General features: G+C 66.3%; 17 protein-coding genes. 8 read left to right on the top strand and 9 right to left on the bottom strand.

The window, feature by feature from the left end; genetic code table 11:
• Positions 1–89: 89 nt before the first annotated feature.
• Both AB7F10_RS05995 and cydB read left to right on the top strand, forming a co-directional pair.
• Complete coding sequence (locus AB7F10_RS05995; RefSeq protein ID WP_428560042.1) at positions 90–1484, top strand: cytochrome ubiquinol oxidase subunit I; 1395 nt, start codon at positions 90–92, stop codon at positions 1482–1484.
• 18 nt (positions 1485–1502) lie between these two features.
• On the top strand, positions 1503–2504 hold the full coding sequence (gene cydB / locus AB7F10_RS05990; RefSeq protein ID WP_428559685.1) for a cytochrome d ubiquinol oxidase subunit II: 1002 nt from the start codon (positions 1503–1505) through the stop codon (positions 2502–2504).
• Positions 2505–2519: 15 nt separating this feature from the next.
• Here cydB and AB7F10_RS05985 read toward each other — a convergent pair whose 3' ends face one another.
• The 4 genes from AB7F10_RS05985 to AB7F10_RS05970 all read right to left on the bottom strand — a co-directional run bounded on the left by AB7F10_RS05985 (position 2520) and on the right by AB7F10_RS05970 (position 6581).
• Positions 2520–4034, bottom strand: a complete 1515-nt coding sequence (locus tag AB7F10_RS05985) for a glycosyltransferase family 39 protein (protein ID WP_428559687.1) — start codon at positions 4032–4034, stop codon at positions 2520–2522.
• Between the two features lie 61 nt (positions 4035–4095).
• Positions 4096–4830 (bottom strand): ribonuclease HII, encoded by a 735-nt coding sequence (locus AB7F10_RS05980; protein ID WP_428559690.1) that lies wholly within the window; start codon positions 4828–4830, stop codon positions 4096–4098.
• A 97-nt stretch (positions 4831–4927) separates the two neighbouring features.
• On the bottom strand, positions 4928–5371 hold the full coding sequence (locus AB7F10_RS05975; protein WP_428559693.1) for a VOC family protein: 444 nt from the start codon (positions 5369–5371) through the stop codon (positions 4928–4930).
• A gap of 10 nt (positions 5372–5381) precedes the next feature.
• On the bottom strand, positions 5382–6581 hold the full coding sequence (locus AB7F10_RS05970; protein WP_428559695.1) for a PA0069 family radical SAM protein: 1200 nt from the start codon (positions 6579–6581) through the stop codon (positions 5382–5384).
• A 106-nt stretch (positions 6582–6687) separates the two neighbouring features.
• On the opposite strand from AB7F10_RS05970, the gene AB7F10_RS05965 reads away from it, so the two are divergent.
• Positions 6688–7281, top strand: coding sequence for a glycosyl transferase (locus tag AB7F10_RS05965; protein ID WP_428559697.1), 594 nt, complete (start codon positions 6688–6690; stop codon positions 7279–7281).
• On the opposite strand, the gene AB7F10_RS05960 is transcribed toward AB7F10_RS05965, so the two are convergent.
• On the bottom strand, positions 7278–8042 hold the full coding sequence (locus AB7F10_RS05960; RefSeq protein ID WP_428559699.1) for a GntR family transcriptional regulator: 765 nt from the start codon (positions 8040–8042) through the stop codon (positions 7278–7280). The genes AB7F10_RS05965 and AB7F10_RS05960 overlap by 4 nt on opposite strands.
• Before the next feature lie 131 nt (positions 8043–8173).
• Between AB7F10_RS05960 and AB7F10_RS05955 the strand changes: the two genes are divergently transcribed.
• From AB7F10_RS05955 to AB7F10_RS05935, 5 genes are read left to right on the top strand one after another with little or no spacing between them, the layout of a single operon-like run.
• Positions 8174–9070: a fumarylacetoacetate hydrolase family protein gene (locus tag AB7F10_RS05955; RefSeq protein ID WP_428559701.1), complete on the top strand. Its 897-nt coding sequence runs from the start codon at positions 8174–8176 to the stop codon at positions 9068–9070.
• Positions 9071–9106: 36 nt separating this feature from the next.
• Positions 9107–10099 (top strand): DctP family TRAP transporter solute-binding subunit, encoded by a 993-nt coding sequence (locus AB7F10_RS05950; RefSeq protein ID WP_428559703.1) that lies wholly within the window; start codon positions 9107–9109, stop codon positions 10097–10099.
• Positions 10096–10614, top strand: coding sequence for a TRAP transporter small permease (locus AB7F10_RS05945; protein ID WP_428559705.1), 519 nt, complete (start codon positions 10096–10098; stop codon positions 10612–10614). The genes AB7F10_RS05950 and AB7F10_RS05945 overlap by 4 nt, the downstream gene beginning before the upstream one ends.
• Positions 10611–11903 (top strand): TRAP transporter large permease, encoded by a 1293-nt coding sequence (locus AB7F10_RS05940; RefSeq protein ID WP_428559707.1) that lies wholly within the window; start codon positions 10611–10613, stop codon positions 11901–11903. Before AB7F10_RS05945 ends, AB7F10_RS05940 begins: the two co-directional genes overlap by 4 nt.
• 49 nt (positions 11904–11952) lie before the next feature.
• Positions 11953–12897: a bifunctional helix-turn-helix transcriptional regulator/GNAT family N-acetyltransferase gene (locus AB7F10_RS05935; protein WP_428559709.1), complete on the top strand. Its 945-nt coding sequence runs from the start codon at positions 11953–11955 to the stop codon at positions 12895–12897.
• Between the two features lie 3 nt (positions 12898–12900).
• Here the strand turns inward: AB7F10_RS05935 and AB7F10_RS05930 are convergent, their stop codons facing one another.
• The 4 genes from AB7F10_RS05930 to ypfJ all read right to left on the bottom strand — a co-directional run bounded on the left by AB7F10_RS05930 (position 12901) and on the right by ypfJ (position 15278).
• Positions 12901–13308 (bottom strand): GFA family protein, encoded by a 408-nt coding sequence (locus AB7F10_RS05930; protein ID WP_428559712.1) that lies wholly within the window; start codon positions 13306–13308, stop codon positions 12901–12903.
• Between the two features lie 21 nt (positions 13309–13329).
• A complete protein-coding gene (locus AB7F10_RS05925; RefSeq protein WP_428559714.1) occupies positions 13330–13674 on the bottom strand; it encodes an MmcQ/YjbR family DNA-binding protein in 345 nt (114 codons plus the stop codon).
• A gap of 2 nt (positions 13675–13676) precedes the next feature.
• Positions 13677–14240, bottom strand: a complete 564-nt coding sequence (moaB, locus tag AB7F10_RS05920; protein WP_428559716.1) for a molybdenum cofactor biosynthesis protein B — start codon at positions 14238–14240, stop codon at positions 13677–13679.
• 108 nt (positions 14241–14348) lie between these two features.
• Complete coding sequence (gene ypfJ / locus AB7F10_RS05915; protein WP_428559718.1) at positions 14349–15278, bottom strand: KPN_02809 family neutral zinc metallopeptidase; 930 nt, start codon at positions 15276–15278, stop codon at positions 14349–14351.
• Positions 15279–15510: the final 232 nt, after the last annotated feature.

The following is a 15510-nucleotide window of genomic DNA, read 5'->3' as shown; positions in this document are numbered from 1 at the left end:
AGGCACCCGATCCGATTTCGGCTCGCAATTGAAAATCCAATTGGAACCAAACGGCATTTCCGGAAGGAGCCATAACCGTGAATTTCGCCTTGGAACTCGATCCGGTCATGCTTGCCCGGCTGCAGTTCGCCTTCACCATCATCTTTCACATCATCTTTCCGAGCTTCACGATCGGCCTGTCCGCCTATATCGCGACGCTCGGCGCGATGTGGCTGCGCAGCGGCACCGAGCGCTATCACCTGCTGATGCGGTTCTGGACCAAGATCTTCGCGGTCTCCTTCGCGATGGGTGTGGTGTCGGGGATCGTGCTGTCCTACCAGTTCGGCACCAACTGGAGCCGTTTCTCGGTCGTCGTCGGCAACGTGATCGGGCCGCTGATCGGCTACGAGGTGCTGACCGCCTTCTTCCTCGAAGCGACCTTCCTCGGCATCATGCTGTTCGGCTTCAACCGCGTGCCGGACTGGCTCTATGTCCTGTCGGCGGCGATCGTCGCGGTCGGCACCGCGATTTCGGCGTTCTGGATCCTGTCCGCCAACAGCTGGATGCAGACGCCGGCCGGCCACGAGATCCGCAACGGCATCGCCTACCCGGTCGACTGGATCGCGGTGGTGTTCAACCCGAGCTTCCCCTACCGCTTCGCGCACATGCTGAACGCGGCCTATCTGACGACCGGCTTCGTCGTGCTCGCAGTCGGCGCGCGCTATCTCATCGCCGGCACGCATGTCGCGCAGGGGCGCACGATGGTGCGCATGGCCATCGGCCTGATGGCGGTGCTTGCGCCGCTGCAGCTCTTCATCGGCGACCAGCACGGCCTCAACACGCTCGAACATCAGCCGATCAAGGTCGCGGCGATGGAGGCGCATTGGGACGGCAGCAAGCCGGGCGATTTCCACATCTTCGCCTGGCCCGACGAGAAAGCGGAAATGAACCGCTTCGCAATCTCGATCCCGCGCGGCTCCTCGCTGATCCTGACGCACAAGGTCGACGGCCTGTTTCCCGGCCTCAAGAGTGTGCCGCCGCAGGACCGCCCGCCGGTCGTCACCGTGTTCTTCGCCTTCCGCATCATGCTGGCGATCGGCTTCTTCATGATCGCGGCCGCGCTCTACGGCGCGTTCCTGTGGTGGCGCGGGCGGCTCGAAGACACGCGCTGGTACCTGCGCATCGTTTCGCAGACCTGGTGGACCGGCTTCGTCGCGGTGATCGCCGGCTGGGTTGTCACCGAAAGCGGGCGGCAGCCGTGGATCGCTCACGGCATCCTGCGCACGGCGGACGCCACCTCGCCGGTGCCGGGCGCGACCATCGCCGGCACGCTGGCGCTGTTCGTCGTCACCTACGGCATCATCTTCTCGATGGGCATCTACTACATCAACCGGCTGATCAATCGCGGCCCGCAAGGCAGCGCGGTGAGCGACGATTCAGGCACCGCCAATAATCCGCTGAGCGCGGCGGGCAAAGCCGCCCGCGAAGCCATCGGCAACCGGTAAAGGGAGGCGGCCATGGGAATGGAGTGGTATCTCCCGGTGATGTGGGCGGCGCTGATCGGCACCGCCGTTTCGCTCTATGTCATCCTCGACGGTTTCGACCTCGGCATCGGCATCCTGTTTCCGTTCGCCAAGGACGACCGCGAGCGCGACCAGATGATGGCGACCGTCAAACCGTTCTGGGACGGCAACGAGACCTGGCTGGTGCTGGGCGGCGGCGGTCTGTTCGTCGCCTTTCCGCAAGCCTATGCGATCATCATGCCGGCGCTCTACCTGCCGGTGATCGTGATGTTGCTCGGCCTGATCTTCCGCGGCGTCGCGTTCGAATTCCGCAGCGTCGCCGAGACCAAGGCGAAATGGAATTTCGCCTTCGCCGCAGGCTCGACGATCGCCGCGTTTTCGCAAGGCGTCATCCTCGGCGGCATGATCCAGGGCATCAAAATCGAGAACGGCGCCTTTGCCGGCGGCCCGTTCGAGTGGGCGACGCCGTTTTCCGCGCTGTGCGGGCTGGCGCTCGTGTCGGGTTACGGCCTGCTCGGCGCGACCTGGCTCAACATGAAGGCCGAAGGGCCGGTCGGTCAGCGCGGGCGCAGCCAGGCGAAGCTGTTGCTGCTCGCCGTGCTGGTGTTCATGGGGATCGTCAGCCTGTGGACCCCCATGATGTCGGAACGCATTTTCGCGCGCTGGTTCTCGCTGCCGAATTTCTATTTCCTGTGGCCGGTGCCGGCGGTGACCGGTCTCGTCGCGCTCGCGCTCTGGCGCTGGATCGAGAAAGGCCGCGAGATCCTGCCCTTCTTCGCGTCGATCATGCTGTTCCTGCTCGGCTATCTCGGCATCGTGATCTCGAATTTCCCTTATCTGGTGCCGCCCTCGCTCACCGTATGGGACGCCGCCGCCGCGCCGGCGAGCCAGATCTTCATGCTGGTCGGAACGCTGGTGCTGCTGCCGGTCATCCTTGGCTATACCGCGATGATCTACTGGGTGTTCCGCGGCAAGGTTGCCGAAGGCGAAAGCTATCACTGACCCGGCGCGGGCTACTTACTTTGCAGGCTCCGCCTGCGGGCGGATCATCGCCCAGCCGACGCGGATCAACGGCAGACGGCCCTGGATCGTGCGCGCGAAGGCGCGCGGCACTTCCGGCGACAATTCGGGAAACTGCGCCTTGAGCGCGGCCGGCGGCGCAGCGTCGCTTTCGCTCGCGCGCCAGACCAGCACCGCACCGTTCTTGCGAATGAGGTCGGCATTAACCCACGGGCTGTGTTCGGGCGTGCGGTCGAAATACACCGTCGGCCGGCTCGGCGCGGCGAGCGCGATCAGGCTCGCGAGATGATCGTCGCCCGCGACGATGGCGAGCGGCTTGCCGGTGCGGCGCTGGAAACTGTCGGCGAAGAAACGCCCCATGCTGGCGGCCGGCTGCGCGGTCTGCAGGTTGGTCGCCACGGTCCAGGGCAGGAAGATCAGCGAGAGGAACGTCAGCGCCGGCGGCAGCACGAGCAGGCCGAGCCATGAAAAACTCACGATGCGTTCGCGGAAGATCAGCACGCGGTCGCCCGCGAGCGTGATGACCATGAGGCCCGACAGCAGGACGAACGGCGCCGCGCGTTCGAGCGGCGCGGCGCGGCCGAGCCCGATCAGCAGCGCAACGGCGGCCAACGCGGGCGCCAGCGCAAAGAAGTAGACGAAGTAACGCGCCGACCGCGGCGCCGGGCTACGGTCGATTTCCGGCACCCGCTCGTTGCGCGGCGCGCGCCAGCGGCTCGCCAGCACGGTGAGCAGCACCAGGCCGAGATGAACGACGACGACGATGCTGACGAAGCGCATCGCCGAGGAGGTCCACCAGTCGCCGCCGCTTGCTCCCATCAAAGTCGGCAGCACCGCCGGCCAGCGGTCCACGAGCCAGACGCCATGCGGAAACACCACGATCAGCAGCAGTACCGCCGCGAGCCAGGGCTCGGCTTGCGTGAAGGCCTGGCGGCCACGCTGCGTCGCCAGCGAATAGATCAGCAGCAGCGCGAGCAGAATCACGCCGGCATAGGTCGTGAGCAGCAACAGGCCAAGATCGAGCGCCAGCAGATACCAGTAGCCGCGGCCGTCGTCGCCGCTGGCGCGCCAGTAATAATTGAGCGCCAGCGCCCACAGCGGCATCGCCAGCACCGCCGGGCCGAACTCGACGCTCGGCAGGCTGAAGGCGGCGATGCCGGTCATCAGCAGAACGGCTAGCGCGGCGTGCCGGGTGCCGACGATCATGCGGCCGAGATCGAACACCGCCCAGAACGCGGTGACGACGCAGGCCTGCGCCAGAACATAGAGGCCGAACTCGCCGGCGAGGCGAAACGCAACGTCGCCGAACCAGAAGGCGAGCGGCGGGCCGAGATAACTGCCGAGCCGCAACTCATGACCGACCGCGAGCAGGATCGGCACGTCACCCGGCGGCGAACTGAAAAACAGCCAGGGAAAGACCACCCACAGCGCGGCCTGCGACAGCGCGGCGCCCCAGAACACCAGCGTCGGGCGGCCGCGCAGGAACTCGACGATGAGCGAGACGTAATGCATGGAAGCGGCGTTCGGCCCGACCGGTGAGTTCCCTCAGCCCGTCAGAGATAGAGAAGGCCGCTCAGCGTGGCAACAAGCTTGCCAGAAGCGCGTCGTCCTCGGCCTCTTCCTCCACGCTCGCCAGCCGGGCAAAGACCGGCGCGAAACTGCGCCGATGGAACCCGGTCGGCCCGTGGCGCTCGAGAGCCGCGCGATGCTCCGGCACGCCATAGCCGCGGTGGCGCTCGAAACCGTAGCCGGGGCATGCCGCGCCGACCCGCGCCATCAGCCGGTCGCGCGTCACCTTGGCGACAATGGACGCCGCTGCAACGGAGGCGACCAGCGCATCACCCTTGATGACCGCCTCGCAATCGCAGGCGACATCGATGCGGTCACGCCCGTCGACGTAAACGAGGCGAGGACGCGACGGCAGCGCCGCGACCGCGCGCGCCAGCGCCCACAGCGAGGCGCGCAGGATGTTGTCGCGGTCGATTCGTGCGGTGGAACCGAATGCGACGGCGACTTCGGCGGTCGCGCAAATCTTCTCGTAGAGCTTCTCGCGCTCGTCCTCGTCGAGTTTCTTGGAATCGTTCAGCCCGCGCGGCACGCGGGCAGGATCGAGGATGACGGCGGCGGCGACCACCGGCCCGGCGAGCGGCCCCCGACCCGCCTCGTCACAGCCGGCGACCGGCCAGATGCCCTTCTTCAGCGCGCGGCGCTCGCGCGTGAAAGTCGGGCGCAGCACCGGTTCGTCGATGAGCAGGCGCGCGGAAACGGCCTTGCGAGTCGCGGTTCGTCGAGTCGGGGACGGAGGCATGCGCGAACAGTGCGCGGCGGCCGTTTCAAGTCAACCGTCCAAGCGACTCGTATCGTGTTGCGTCGGTGGATCGCGGGGAGAAATCAAAGGAGCGAAATCAGTCCGGGATCTGCGCCCGGCCCTCGTCGTCCAGCGGCCACGCCGGATTATGCGCGATCTCCCAGAGATGACCGTCCGGGTCGGTAAAGTAGCCGACATAGCCGCCCCAGAAGGTCGCCTCCGCCGGTTTCTGGATTTTCGCGCCCGCCTTGGCCGCCCGCGTCATCACGGCGTCGGCCTCCTCCGGCGTATTACAGTTCCATGCGAGCGCGACGCCGCGGAAGGCGGGCGCCATGCCCTCGGATGCGAAATTCGCGTCCTTTGCCAGTTCGTCCGACCGCCACACCGCGATCGCGCAGGCGCCGGCCTGAAAGAACCCGACGCCTTCGGCGGCCCGGCTTTTCCGGCGGAAGCCCATCGTCTCGTAGAAGGCGATGCTGCGTTCGAGATTGCCGACGCCGAGCGTGACAAGCGTGAGGTGCGCGTCGTGGTGTTCCGGCATGAATGCCCCGTCAGTCTCCGAACAGGCTGAGTTGCTCGGTCGCCGGCTTCGGCGGGCGATAGCTGTCGACCGAAAGTTTCAGCTTGCGCGCGTTGATGCCGCGCTTTTCGCAGGCGAGCTGGAAACGGCGGCCGATCAACCAGGCGTAAGGCCCCTTGCCGCTCATGCGCGCACCCCAATTGGCGTCGTAATCCTTGCCGCCACGCGTCTCGCGGATCAGCTTGAACACCTTGTCGGCGCGGTCGGGGAAATTGGCGTCGAGCCACTGGCGGAACAGGTCGCGCACCTCGAGCGGCAGGCGCAGCAGCACATAGCCCGCCTCTTTCACGCCCGCGAGCACGGCGGCGTCGAGAATGCGCTCGATTTCCATGTCGTTGATCGCAGGAATGATCGGCGCGACCATCACCGTGGTCGGAATGCCGGCCTGATTGAGACGGCGCAGCGTTTCGAGCCGTCGCATCGGCGTTGCCGCGCGCGGCTCCATGACGCGCGCGAGCTGCGGATCGAGCGTCGTCACCGACAGCGCGACCTTGACGAGATTGCGTTGCGCCATGCGGGCGAGAATGTCTATATCGCGCAGCACCAGCGCCGACTTCGTCACGATGCCGACCGGGTGCGAAGCGCGGTCGAGCACTTCGAGAATGCGCCGCATGATCTGGTAGCGGCGCTCGATCGGCTGATACGGGTCGGTGTTGGTACCGATCGCGATCACCTTCGGCTCGTAGCTCGGCAACGCCAGTTCGCGCTCGAGCAGTTCGGGCGCGTCGGGCTTGGCAAACAGCCGCGATTCGAAATCGAGACCCGGCGACAGACCGAGATAAGCGTGGGTCGGCCGGGCGAAGCAGTAGATGCAGCCGTGCTCGCAGCCGCGATACGGGTTGATCGAACGGTCGAAGCCGATATCGGGCGACTGGTTGCGGGTGATGATCTTGCGGGTGGCGTCGAGCGCCACCGTGGTCTTGAACGGCGGCAGGTCGTCGAGGCTGCGCCAGCCGTCATCAAAGGCGATCCGCGCGGTCGGCTCGTAGCGGCCGGCGGCGTTCGACACCGCGCCGCGGCCGCGCCGCCGTTCGAAGTCGACAGCGACGCCGAGCAGGCCGGAAATCTCGTCGGCCGGGCGCAGACCGGCATCGTCCTTCGGCCGGGAATCCGGCCGGGACGCCGGGTCGCCCGCCGGCGGGTTTCTCAGGGCTGTCGGGGATCGAGCCATGGTTCACGTCCTAGCGCTGAAATGTGAACATAACAAGAACAAACAAATAGTCCGAAATTCAGGCATTTCCAGGCTTGATCTCGTGGGGGTTCGGTGGTGACACCCCATGATCTGGGGCAACGCCTTCAGCGGGCTGGGGTTCATGCTGACCGCGATTATTTCCACGCGAGAATCGGAGCGTCTGCTGGTGCCGACCCTCGCCGCGCTGGTTCCGGGTGCGACCGCCGGCGTGCTGACCGACGTGATCGTCGCCGACGCCAATTCGCGTGACGACACCGAGCGGGTGGCCGATATCGCCGGCTGCAAGTTCCTCAAGTCGGACGCGCCGCTTGGCACGCGGCTGCGCGAAGCCTCGCTGGCCGCGCGGTCGCCATGGCTGATGTTCCTGCGCGCGGGCGCGGTGCCGGACCCGACATGGATCGGCGCTGTCGAACGCTTCGCCGAGGAGAGCGACGGTGCTTATCGAAACGCGGCGACGTTCCGCGCCATGCCGGCAGGCTCCGCGCTGGGCGATGCGTTGCGCGCATTGATGCGCACGGCGCGCCGGCCCGAAAACGGCCTGATGATCCACCGCCGCTTCTATGACGAATTGGGCGGCCATGCCGACGGCGGCGACCCGGAAGCCGCGCTGATGCGCAAGCTCGGGGCCAGGCGCATCGCGCTGCTCGGCGCGACCGTCAGGCTGCGGACGGCATCCTAGCGTTTCGGTTTTTTCGGCTGCGTCTTGCCGTCCGGCGTCTTGTTACCCGGCGTCTTGCCGCGCTCGACGAGATCGGCGACGAAACGCCAGGTCCGCGTCAGGTGATCGCGCAGCAATTGCGTCGCCGCCGGATCGCGCGCCACCGTGGCATCAAGCAGCGCGCGGTGCTCGGCGGTAACGTCGCGCACCAGCTTCTCCGACGGGCTCTGCAGCAGCCGCAGCGCGCGATAGCGTTCGGTCTGCTGCATCATCTGCTCGACGAGGCGCAGCAGGCGCGGCGCCGGCGCGGCCGCGACAAGCGCGAGATGAAACGCGCGGTGGCGCTCCTCCCAGCTCGCGGTGCGCGCGCCGCGTTCGTCTTCCGGTCCGGCGCCCGGCAATGCCGCGCGTTCGAGCCGGTGACAGGCGGCGAGCGCATTCGCCTCCCACACATCGTCGCCATGCTCCATCGCAAGGCCGAGCGCCTCGCATTCGAGCAGGATGCGGATGCGGTAAAGCTCGTCGAGATCGGCGAGCGAGGGCACCGGCACGCGAACGCCGCGATGCCCGCTCGCCGCGAGAAAACCCTCGCCGACCAGACGCGCCAGCGCCTCGCGCAGCGGGCTGATGCCGCAGCCGTAGCGCGCGAGCAGTTCGCGCGTCAGCAAGGCCGCCCCCGGCGTGAAGGCGCCGGCGAGCAGATCGGTCTTGAGCTGATCGTAGATCTGCGCCGCCACCGTGCGGCCGACGGCGGACCGTCCCGATGAATCGATAGCCACCATGCCGCCCTGTCTGCCGGGATTTGGATTAGGGGTCAAGTTTTCCAATTCAGATTAAATTTTCCAAAATTCATTGACTCGGCCGAAACGCGGACCGACGATGACCCCGCACTGAAAACGGAGACCGGACTTCCATGTGGGCTTTGGCGACGGCGCGTATTGGCGGCAAGGCGACACCCTGCCTGCGGGTGAATCAAAAACTCTTTCCCTTCCCCGCGCTCGCGCCCGACCTGCCGGCGACCGCCATGGCGCTGTTCGACGACTGGGCGCGCAACAAGTCGCGGCTCGACGATGCCGCGAAGAAGATCAATGCCGCGCAAAGTGCGAATATTGGTATCGACGCCGCAGGCGCGGACCTGCTCGCGCCGCTGCTCTATCCCGGCAAGATCCTGTGCGCCGGCGCCAACTACTACGACCACATGGCCGAGATGGGCTTCCCCGGCGTCAAGAAGGAGACGCAGCGGCTGTTCTTCTTCTTCAAGCCGCCACGCAACGCGGTGGTCGGTCCCGGCGCGGAGATCGCGATGCCGCGCGGCACGCAGAAATACGACTGGGAAATCGAACTCGCCGCCGTGATCGGCAAGACCGCGCGCTACGTCACCGCCGACAAGGCGCTCGATCACATCGCCGGCTACACCATCGGCATCGACATGTCGGCGCGCGATTTCAATCAGGCGCCGGACCAGTTCTACAAGCTCGACTGGGTCGCCGGCAAAGCGACCGACATGGGCTGCCCGCTCGGCCCGTGGATCGTGCCGGCCGCCGCCCTGCCCGATCCGCAGAACGTCAAGCTGCGCCTCGCCGTCAACGGCGAGATGAAGCAGGACAGCAACACGAGCCAGATGATCTTTTCGGTCGCCGAGCAGATCGCGCTCGCGTCCAACATCATGACGCTCGATCCCGGCGACGTGATCCTCACCGGAACGCCGGCCGGCGTCGGCGTGCCGAAGGGAACCTTTCTCAAACCAGGCGACAAGATCGACGCGGAAGTCGACGGCATTGGCCGCCTCTCGGTGACCATCAGGAACTAGTCGCGCCCCGCGCGGGCGAAACCAAGGAGAGTTGTGATGCAGATGTTTCGGACAGTGGCGCGCTGCCTCGCGGGACCGGCCATCGCCGCGCTCGTCGGCATCGGCGCCGCGAATGCCGCCGATGTAACGATCCGCTTTTCGACCGCCGGACCGCCGGCCGACTTCCTTGCGAAGTCGATGGAAACCTTCAAGGCCGAGGTCGAGAAGGCCAATGCCGGGGTGAAGGTCGAGACCTATCCGGGCTCGAAGCTGTTCCGCCAGGGCACCGAGGTGCCGGCGATCCAGCGCGGCAACCTCGAAATGAGCACGATGACGACCTTCGAGGTGTCGCAGCAGGTGCCGAGCTTCGGCTTCCTCAACCGCGCCTACCTGTTCCGCGACTACGACCACATGATCAAGAGCATGGCCGGTCCGGTCGGCAAGGCGGTGCATGACGCCGTCGCCAAGGACATGGGCATCGAGATCCTCTCGGTCGCCTATCTCGGCACCCGCCAGCTCAACCTGCGCAAGGCGCGCGCGGTGAAAGGCCCCGACGACCTCAAGGGCGTGAAGCTGCGCATGCCGGCGACGCCGGAGTGGCTGCTGCTCGGCCGCACGCTCAATGTCGAGCCGACCCCGATGGCGATGCCGGAGGTCTATGTCGCGCTGCAGACCGGCGCGATCGACGGCCAGGAAAACCCGCTCACCATCATGTATGCCGCGAAGTTCAACGAGGTGACCGAGCAGGTCGTGCTGACCTCGCATCTCGTGCAGCCGGTGTTCTACGCGATCAGCAAGCCGTTCTGGGACAAGCTCACCGCCGCGCAGAAGAAGGTGGTGAAGGACGCCGCCGTCAAAGCCGCCGACGAGAACAACAAGGGCCGCCACGGCAACGAGCAGCAGGTCGCCGAACTTCTGAAGTCGAAGGGCCTCAAGGTCGACGCCGTCGACCTCGCGCTGTTCCGCGCCAACGCCGACAAGGTCTATGCTTCCTCCGATCTCGCCAAGAAGTGGGATGCGAAGCTGATGGCCGAGGCGATGAAGCCGTGATCCTGCTGGCACGAGCCGCCGCGCTGGTGCGCAGCGTCGCGACGATCCTCGCGACGCTCGCCTTCGCGGCGGTCGTGCTGGCTTTCGGCTACGGCGTGATCGCGCGCTACGGCCTGCATGATCCGTCCGACCGCGCCGGCGAAGCCGCGATCATTCTTTACATCTGGACCATCATGATCGGCGGCTCGCTCGCCGTGACCCTGAAGGAACAGATCAGCTTCGACCTTCTGGTCGACCGCATGCGCCCGCCCGCCAACCGCATCGTCGAGGGCATCGGCATGGCGATCGCCGGCGGCGTCCTGCTCTACGCGCTGCCGACCACGATCGACTACATCCTGTTCCTGTGGCGTGAGAAGACGCCGGCCTTCGAACTGTCGCTCGACAAGGTCTATTTCTGCTTCGTCGTGTTCCAGGCCGCCTCGGCCGCGATGCTGCTCACGCGCGCCGCGCAATGCCTGTTCGGCATCGGCGCGGGCCGCAACGCGGGACCGGACGCCGGGCGGAGCGCATCGTGAGCACACCGTTCCTGCTGCTGCTTGCGATCTTTGTCGGCCTGTCGCTCGCCCGCGTTCCGCTCGCGCTGTCGATGCTGGTCGCCGGCTTCGTCTATCTGATGTCGTCGCATCAGGATCTGGGCATCGCCGCCGACCAGATCATGAACTCGCTCTACAACAGCTACATCCTGCTGGCGGTGCCGATGTTCATCCTCGCCGCCAACGTCATGAACGCCGGCACCATCAGCCGCCGGCTGTGGTCGGCCGCCGACGCCGCGGTCGGCCACCTGCATGGCGGGCTCGGCCACGTCACCGTGCTCGTCTCGGTGATCTTCTCCTCGATGAGCGGCAGCGCGCTCGCCGACGCCGCCGGTCCCGGCCTCGTCGCGCTGAAGATGATGCGCGAGGTCGGCGGTTTCCGGCCCGGCTTCGCCGCCGCGCTGACCGCCGCCGCCGCGACCATCGCGCCGATCATCCCGCCTTCGATCCCCCTCGTGCTTTACGCGCTCAATTCGAATGCCTCGGTCGGCGCGCTGTTCCTCGGCGGGGTCGTCCCCGGCCTCATCATGGCGCTGGCGCTGATGGCGACGGTGACGACCGTGGCGCGGCGCACCGGGCTTGCCTGCCGCGACTGGCGGGGCTGGAGCGAATTCGGCCGTGCCGCCGCCGGCGCGGCGATCCCGATGACGATCCCGGTCGTGCTGCTCGGCGGCATCTGGACCGGCGCCTTCACGCCGACCGAAGCGGCCGCCGTCGCCGCGATCTACTCGCTTGCGGTCTCGGCCCTCGTCTACCGAGCCTATGACTGGGCGACGCTGTGGGCAGTGCTCACCGAGTCGATGCGCTCCTCGGCGGTGGTGATGCTGCTGATCGCCGGAGCCTTCCTCATCAACTACGCGGTGACCGCCGAGAAACTCGACCGCACGCTGGCCGACTGGATTCTCGGGCTCAACCTGTCGGGGCCGGAATTCCTGCTCGCGGTCAATCTCTTGTTCCTCGTGCTCGGCTGCCTGATCGACACCGGCACGCTGATCCTGATCCTCGTGCCGCTGCTGCTGCCGACCATCAAGGCGCTCGGCATCGACCTCGTGCATTTCGGCGTCGTCATCACCATCAACATCATGATCGGGCTGATCACCCCGCCGTTCGGCCTGCTGCTGTTCACGCTGGCCAAGCTGAGCGACACGCCGATCAACGCCGTGGTCCGCGAAATTTGGCCGTTCGTGGCGGCGCTGCTGGTGGCGCTGGCGATCACCACCTATGTCCCCGGCACGGTGCTGTGGCTGCCGCATCTCTTCGGCTTCCGGTGAGCTTCGCAGGTTATTGACTCCGTCAAGTAATTAGTTGACAGTGTCAAGCATGACGGAGACGACCGAGCGGATCGCTGCGGTGCGGCGTTTCAACCGCTTCTACACCCAGGCGATCGGCGTGCTGCACGAGGGCTGGCTCGACAGCCCGTTTTCGCTCGCGGAAGCGCGCGTGCTCTATGAGTTGTCCCGGCTCGGCACCGCGACGGCGACCGACCTGATCGCCGCGCTCGGGCTCGATGCCGGCTACCTCTCCCGCATCCTGCGCGCCTTCGAGAAACGCGGGCTCGTCTCGCGCAAGCCTTCCCTGAAGGACAGGCGGCAGAGCCTGATCTCGCTGACCGCGCGCGGCAGCAAGGCCTTCGCCCCGATGGAGCGCAAGACAATCGACGACATCACGGCGATGCTGAAGACCATGCCGGCGAACGACCAACGCCGGCTGATCGCGGCGATGGACGAGGTTCAGCAACTCGTCGGCGGCGCCGGGCAAACCCCGAACAAGCCCTACGTGACCCTGCGCGCCCCGCGTCACGGCGACTTCGGCGGGATCGTCGCCGCGCATGGCGAACTCTATGCGCACGAATACGGCTGGACCGAACCGTTCGAGGGACTGTGCGCCGGCATCGTCGCCGACTACGTCAACAACCACGACCCGAAGTGGGAGGCCTGCTGGATCGCCGACCTCAACGGCGAGAATGTCGGCTCGGTGATGCTGGTGAAGGACAAGCCGGAAGAGGCAACGCCGCGGGTGGCGCGTCTGCGTCTGCTGCTCGTGCATCCGAAGGCGCGCGGGCTGGGCCTCGGCAAGAAGCTGACCGAGGAGTGCGTCAGGTTCGCCCGCGCCGCCGGCTACAAACAGGTCACGCTGTGGACCCACTCGGTGCTCGGCGCCGCACGGCACATTTATGAGAAGGCCGGTTTCACCCTCACCTCCAGCGAGACGAAGAAAAGCTGGGGCAAGGATGTCGTCGCGGAATACTGGGATTTGACGCTGTAACCGTCAGCCCGGCGGCAACGCCTCGAACTCGGCAAGCGTCATCGCATTCCTGTCCCAGGCATGACGCGACCGGGTGAAGATCGCGACGGTCGGCGCAAACACCGACGGGTCGTCGAGGCTCCCGATATAGATCGTCACCATCTCCGGCGCGCTACCGGGCATGCCGAACAGCTGCCCGCCGCAGACCGGGCAGAAGTGACGGCCGCCGGTGGTGCCCGGCGCGGCATAGGCTGTCGTCTTGCCGGAGAACGAGAACGCCGCTTTCGGCACGCCGATCACCGGAACATGGCCGGTCCCCGACACGCGCTGGCAGTCGCGGCAGTGGCAAAAACCTTCGAACAGCGGCTCGGCGGTCGCCTCGTAGCGCACCGCCCCGCACAGGCAGCCGCCTTTCAGAACCTTCTCGGGCATCGGAACCTCGTTGTTTCGACGTCAGCGACGGGATTTGCCGAGGCTGCGTTTTTTCGGCTTCGGTTGCGCGTGCCGGAACGCGAGCGCGAGCGCATCGCGCGCCTCCGCCGCCGTCAGCTTCGACAAGACGGCGGTGGTCCAGCCCTGCGCGCCCCAGGCATTCGGTACCGGGGAAAACGCCTGCGGATGCACCGCGCATTTCATTGCCTGCTCGTCGGGCGCGAATTTGAAGTTCACCGACTTCTTGTCCGGCGCGAGCGTCGCAAAATTGCGGACGACGCGAAACGCCGCCCGGTCGAAGTGCGGCCTCTCCTCAACGCCCTCGAACTGGAGCGCCAGCTTTCGGAATTCCGCGGCGCTGACCATGCCTAGGCCGTCGCGCCGCGCGCCTTGGCCCGCCGCAGATGCTCGTCGAGCCGCGGCAGTATCTCGACGAAGTTGCAGGGTCGGTAGCGATAGTCGAGCTGATGCACGAGGATGTCGTCCCAGGCATCCTTGCAGGCGCCGGGCGAGCCGGGCAGGCAGAAGATGTAGGTCGACTTCGCAACGCCCGCGGTGGCGCGGGTCTGGATCGCGCTGGTGCCGATTTTCCGCTCGCTGACCAGCAGGAACATCGTCGCAAAGCCGTCCATTTTCTTTTCGAACAGCGGCTCGACGGCTTCCGGCGTCACATCGCGGCCGGTGAAGCCGGTGCCGCCGGTCGAGATCACCACGTCGATCTTCTTGTCCGCGATCCACTTTTTCACCTGCGCGCGGATTTTCCGCACGTCGTCGGTGACGATCTTGCGGTCCGCGAGCGCATGGCCGGCCTTCTCGAGACGCTCGACCAGCGTCGTGCCGGACTTGTCGTCCGCGAGCTTGCGGGTGTCCGACACGGTGAGCACCGCGATCCGCAGCGGAATGAACTGTCTTGCCTCGTCGATGCCGGCCATCGCTCACTCCGTCATGCCCGGCCCTGTGCCGGGCATCCACGTCTTACTGACGCAAGATCAAAAAAGTCGTGGATGGCCGGGACAAGCCCGGCCATGACGACGAACTCATTACAAATCCGACGCCGCAAACGTATTGCAGGACGACACCTTGCCGGACTGGAAGCCGGTCATGAACCAGCGCTTGCGCTGCTCCGCCGAGCCGTGGGTGAAAGCATCCGGCACCACCCGCCCCTGCGATTTTCTTTGCAGCGTGTCGTCGCCGATCGCCGTCGTAGTCTGCAGCGCGGCGTCGATATCGCCGGCATCAAGGAAACTCTTGCGCGCTTCCGAGCGGTTCGCCCAGATGCCGGCGAAGCAGTCGGCCTGCAATTCGACGCGCACCTGAATGCGGTTCGCCGCCGTGCGGTTGCCCGCGGCCTGCTGCGCCTGATGCGCCTTGTCGAGAATGCCGAGCGAGTTCTGGACGTGATGGCCGATCTCGTGCGCGATGACATAGGCCTGCGAGAATTTGCACGCCTTGCCGGTGCAGCCGCGGAAGCGCTGCTCGATCTCGGTGAAGAATGCGGTGTCGAGATAAACGCGGCGATCGGTCGGGCAATAGAACGGCCCCATCGCGGCCTGCGCGAAGCCGCAACCGCCCTGCACCGCGCCGCGGAACAGCCGCAGCCGCGGCGGACGATAGGTCTGCCCGCCCTGCTTGAACACCTCGGTCCACACATCCTCGGTGTTGCCGAGCACGGCGGCAACGAAGTCGCCGGTCTGGTCGGTCGGCTTGCCGGTCTGACGATTCGTTTGCGTCTGCTCGATGCTCGGGCGCGTCGAGTTGTTGATCATCTCCGCGCCGCCGATCAGGATCGACGGGTCGATGCCGAGCGCCCAGCCGATCAGGCCGAGCACCACGACGGTGCCGATCCCGAGACCGCCGCGGCCGCCGCCGATCGGAATCTGGAAACCGCCGCCCGGACCGCCGCCGAAGCCGCCACCGCTGTCTCGGTCATCCTCGATGTTGTCGCTGCGGCGAAAATCATCCCAACGCATTGATGCCGTCCCGTGCTGTCCGCCTCAATCATTGCCGAAGCCTAAACGCCAATTCAATTGGCGCCGTTTCATCGCGGAAGAAAAACTATACGACATGCTTCATCAACGCCGCCGCTAGGCAATTCTTGCCCACTAAGCCATTGCTTTTATGCACTTATTTTTAACCGTGCGCCGCCATAGTGCAGGCCTGTCGGTTGTAGGTCCCGCGTCGCCGACCGCGTCGCCTGAGTCA

The organism is Pseudolabrys sp., assembly GCF_050250095.1.
In the GTDB taxonomy this organism is placed as follows: domain Bacteria; phylum Pseudomonadota; class Alphaproteobacteria; order Rhizobiales; family Xanthobacteraceae; genus Pseudolabrys.
Note: the sequence above shows the minus strand (reverse complement) of the source record. Positions and strands in the feature narration are given on the sequence as shown.

Coding starts and splice junctions, on each gene's coding strand:
- AB7F10_RS05925 (WP_428559714.1), bottom strand. CDS start 13,674: ATGGTCAGCGCCGCGGAATTCCGAAAGCTGGCGCTCCAGTTCGAGGGC.
- AB7F10_RS05980 (WP_428559690.1), bottom strand. CDS start 4,830: ATGCCTCCGTCCCCGACTCGACGAACCGCGACTCGCAAGGCCGTTTCC.
- AB7F10_RS05975 (WP_428559693.1), bottom strand. CDS start 5,371: ATGCCGGAACACCACGACGCGCACCTCACGCTTGTCACGCTCGGCGTC.
- AB7F10_RS05950 (WP_428559703.1), top strand. CDS start 9,107: ATGCAGATGTTTCGGACAGTGGCGCGCTGCCTCGCGGGACCGGCCATC.
- AB7F10_RS05960 (WP_428559699.1), bottom strand. CDS start 8,042: ATGGTGGCTATCGATTCATCGGGACGGTCCGCCGTCGGCCGCACGGTG.
- moaB (WP_428559716.1), bottom strand. CDS start 14,240: ATGGCCGGCATCGACGAGGCAAGACAGTTCATTCCGCTGCGGATCGCG.
- cydB (WP_428559685.1), top strand. CDS start 1,503: ATGGAGTGGTATCTCCCGGTGATGTGGGCGGCGCTGATCGGCACCGCC.
- ypfJ (WP_428559718.1), bottom strand. CDS start 15,278: ATGCGTTGGGATGATTTTCGCCGCAGCGACAACATCGAGGATGACCGA.
- AB7F10_RS05955 (WP_428559701.1), top strand. CDS start 8,174: ATGTGGGCTTTGGCGACGGCGCGTATTGGCGGCAAGGCGACACCCTGC.
- AB7F10_RS05935 (WP_428559709.1), top strand. CDS start 11,953: ATGACGGAGACGACCGAGCGGATCGCTGCGGTGCGGCGTTTCAACCGC.
- AB7F10_RS05965 (WP_428559697.1), top strand. CDS start 6,688: ATGATCTGGGGCAACGCCTTCAGCGGGCTGGGGTTCATGCTGACCGCG.
- AB7F10_RS05970 (WP_428559695.1), bottom strand. CDS start 6,581: ATGGCTCGATCCCCGACAGCCCTGAGAAACCCGCCGGCGGGCGACCCG.
- AB7F10_RS05985 (WP_428559687.1), bottom strand. CDS start 4,034: ATGCATTACGTCTCGCTCATCGTCGAGTTCCTGCGCGGCCGCCCGACG.
- AB7F10_RS05930 (WP_428559712.1), bottom strand. CDS start 13,308: ATGCCCGAGAAGGTTCTGAAAGGCGGCTGCCTGTGCGGGGCGGTGCGC.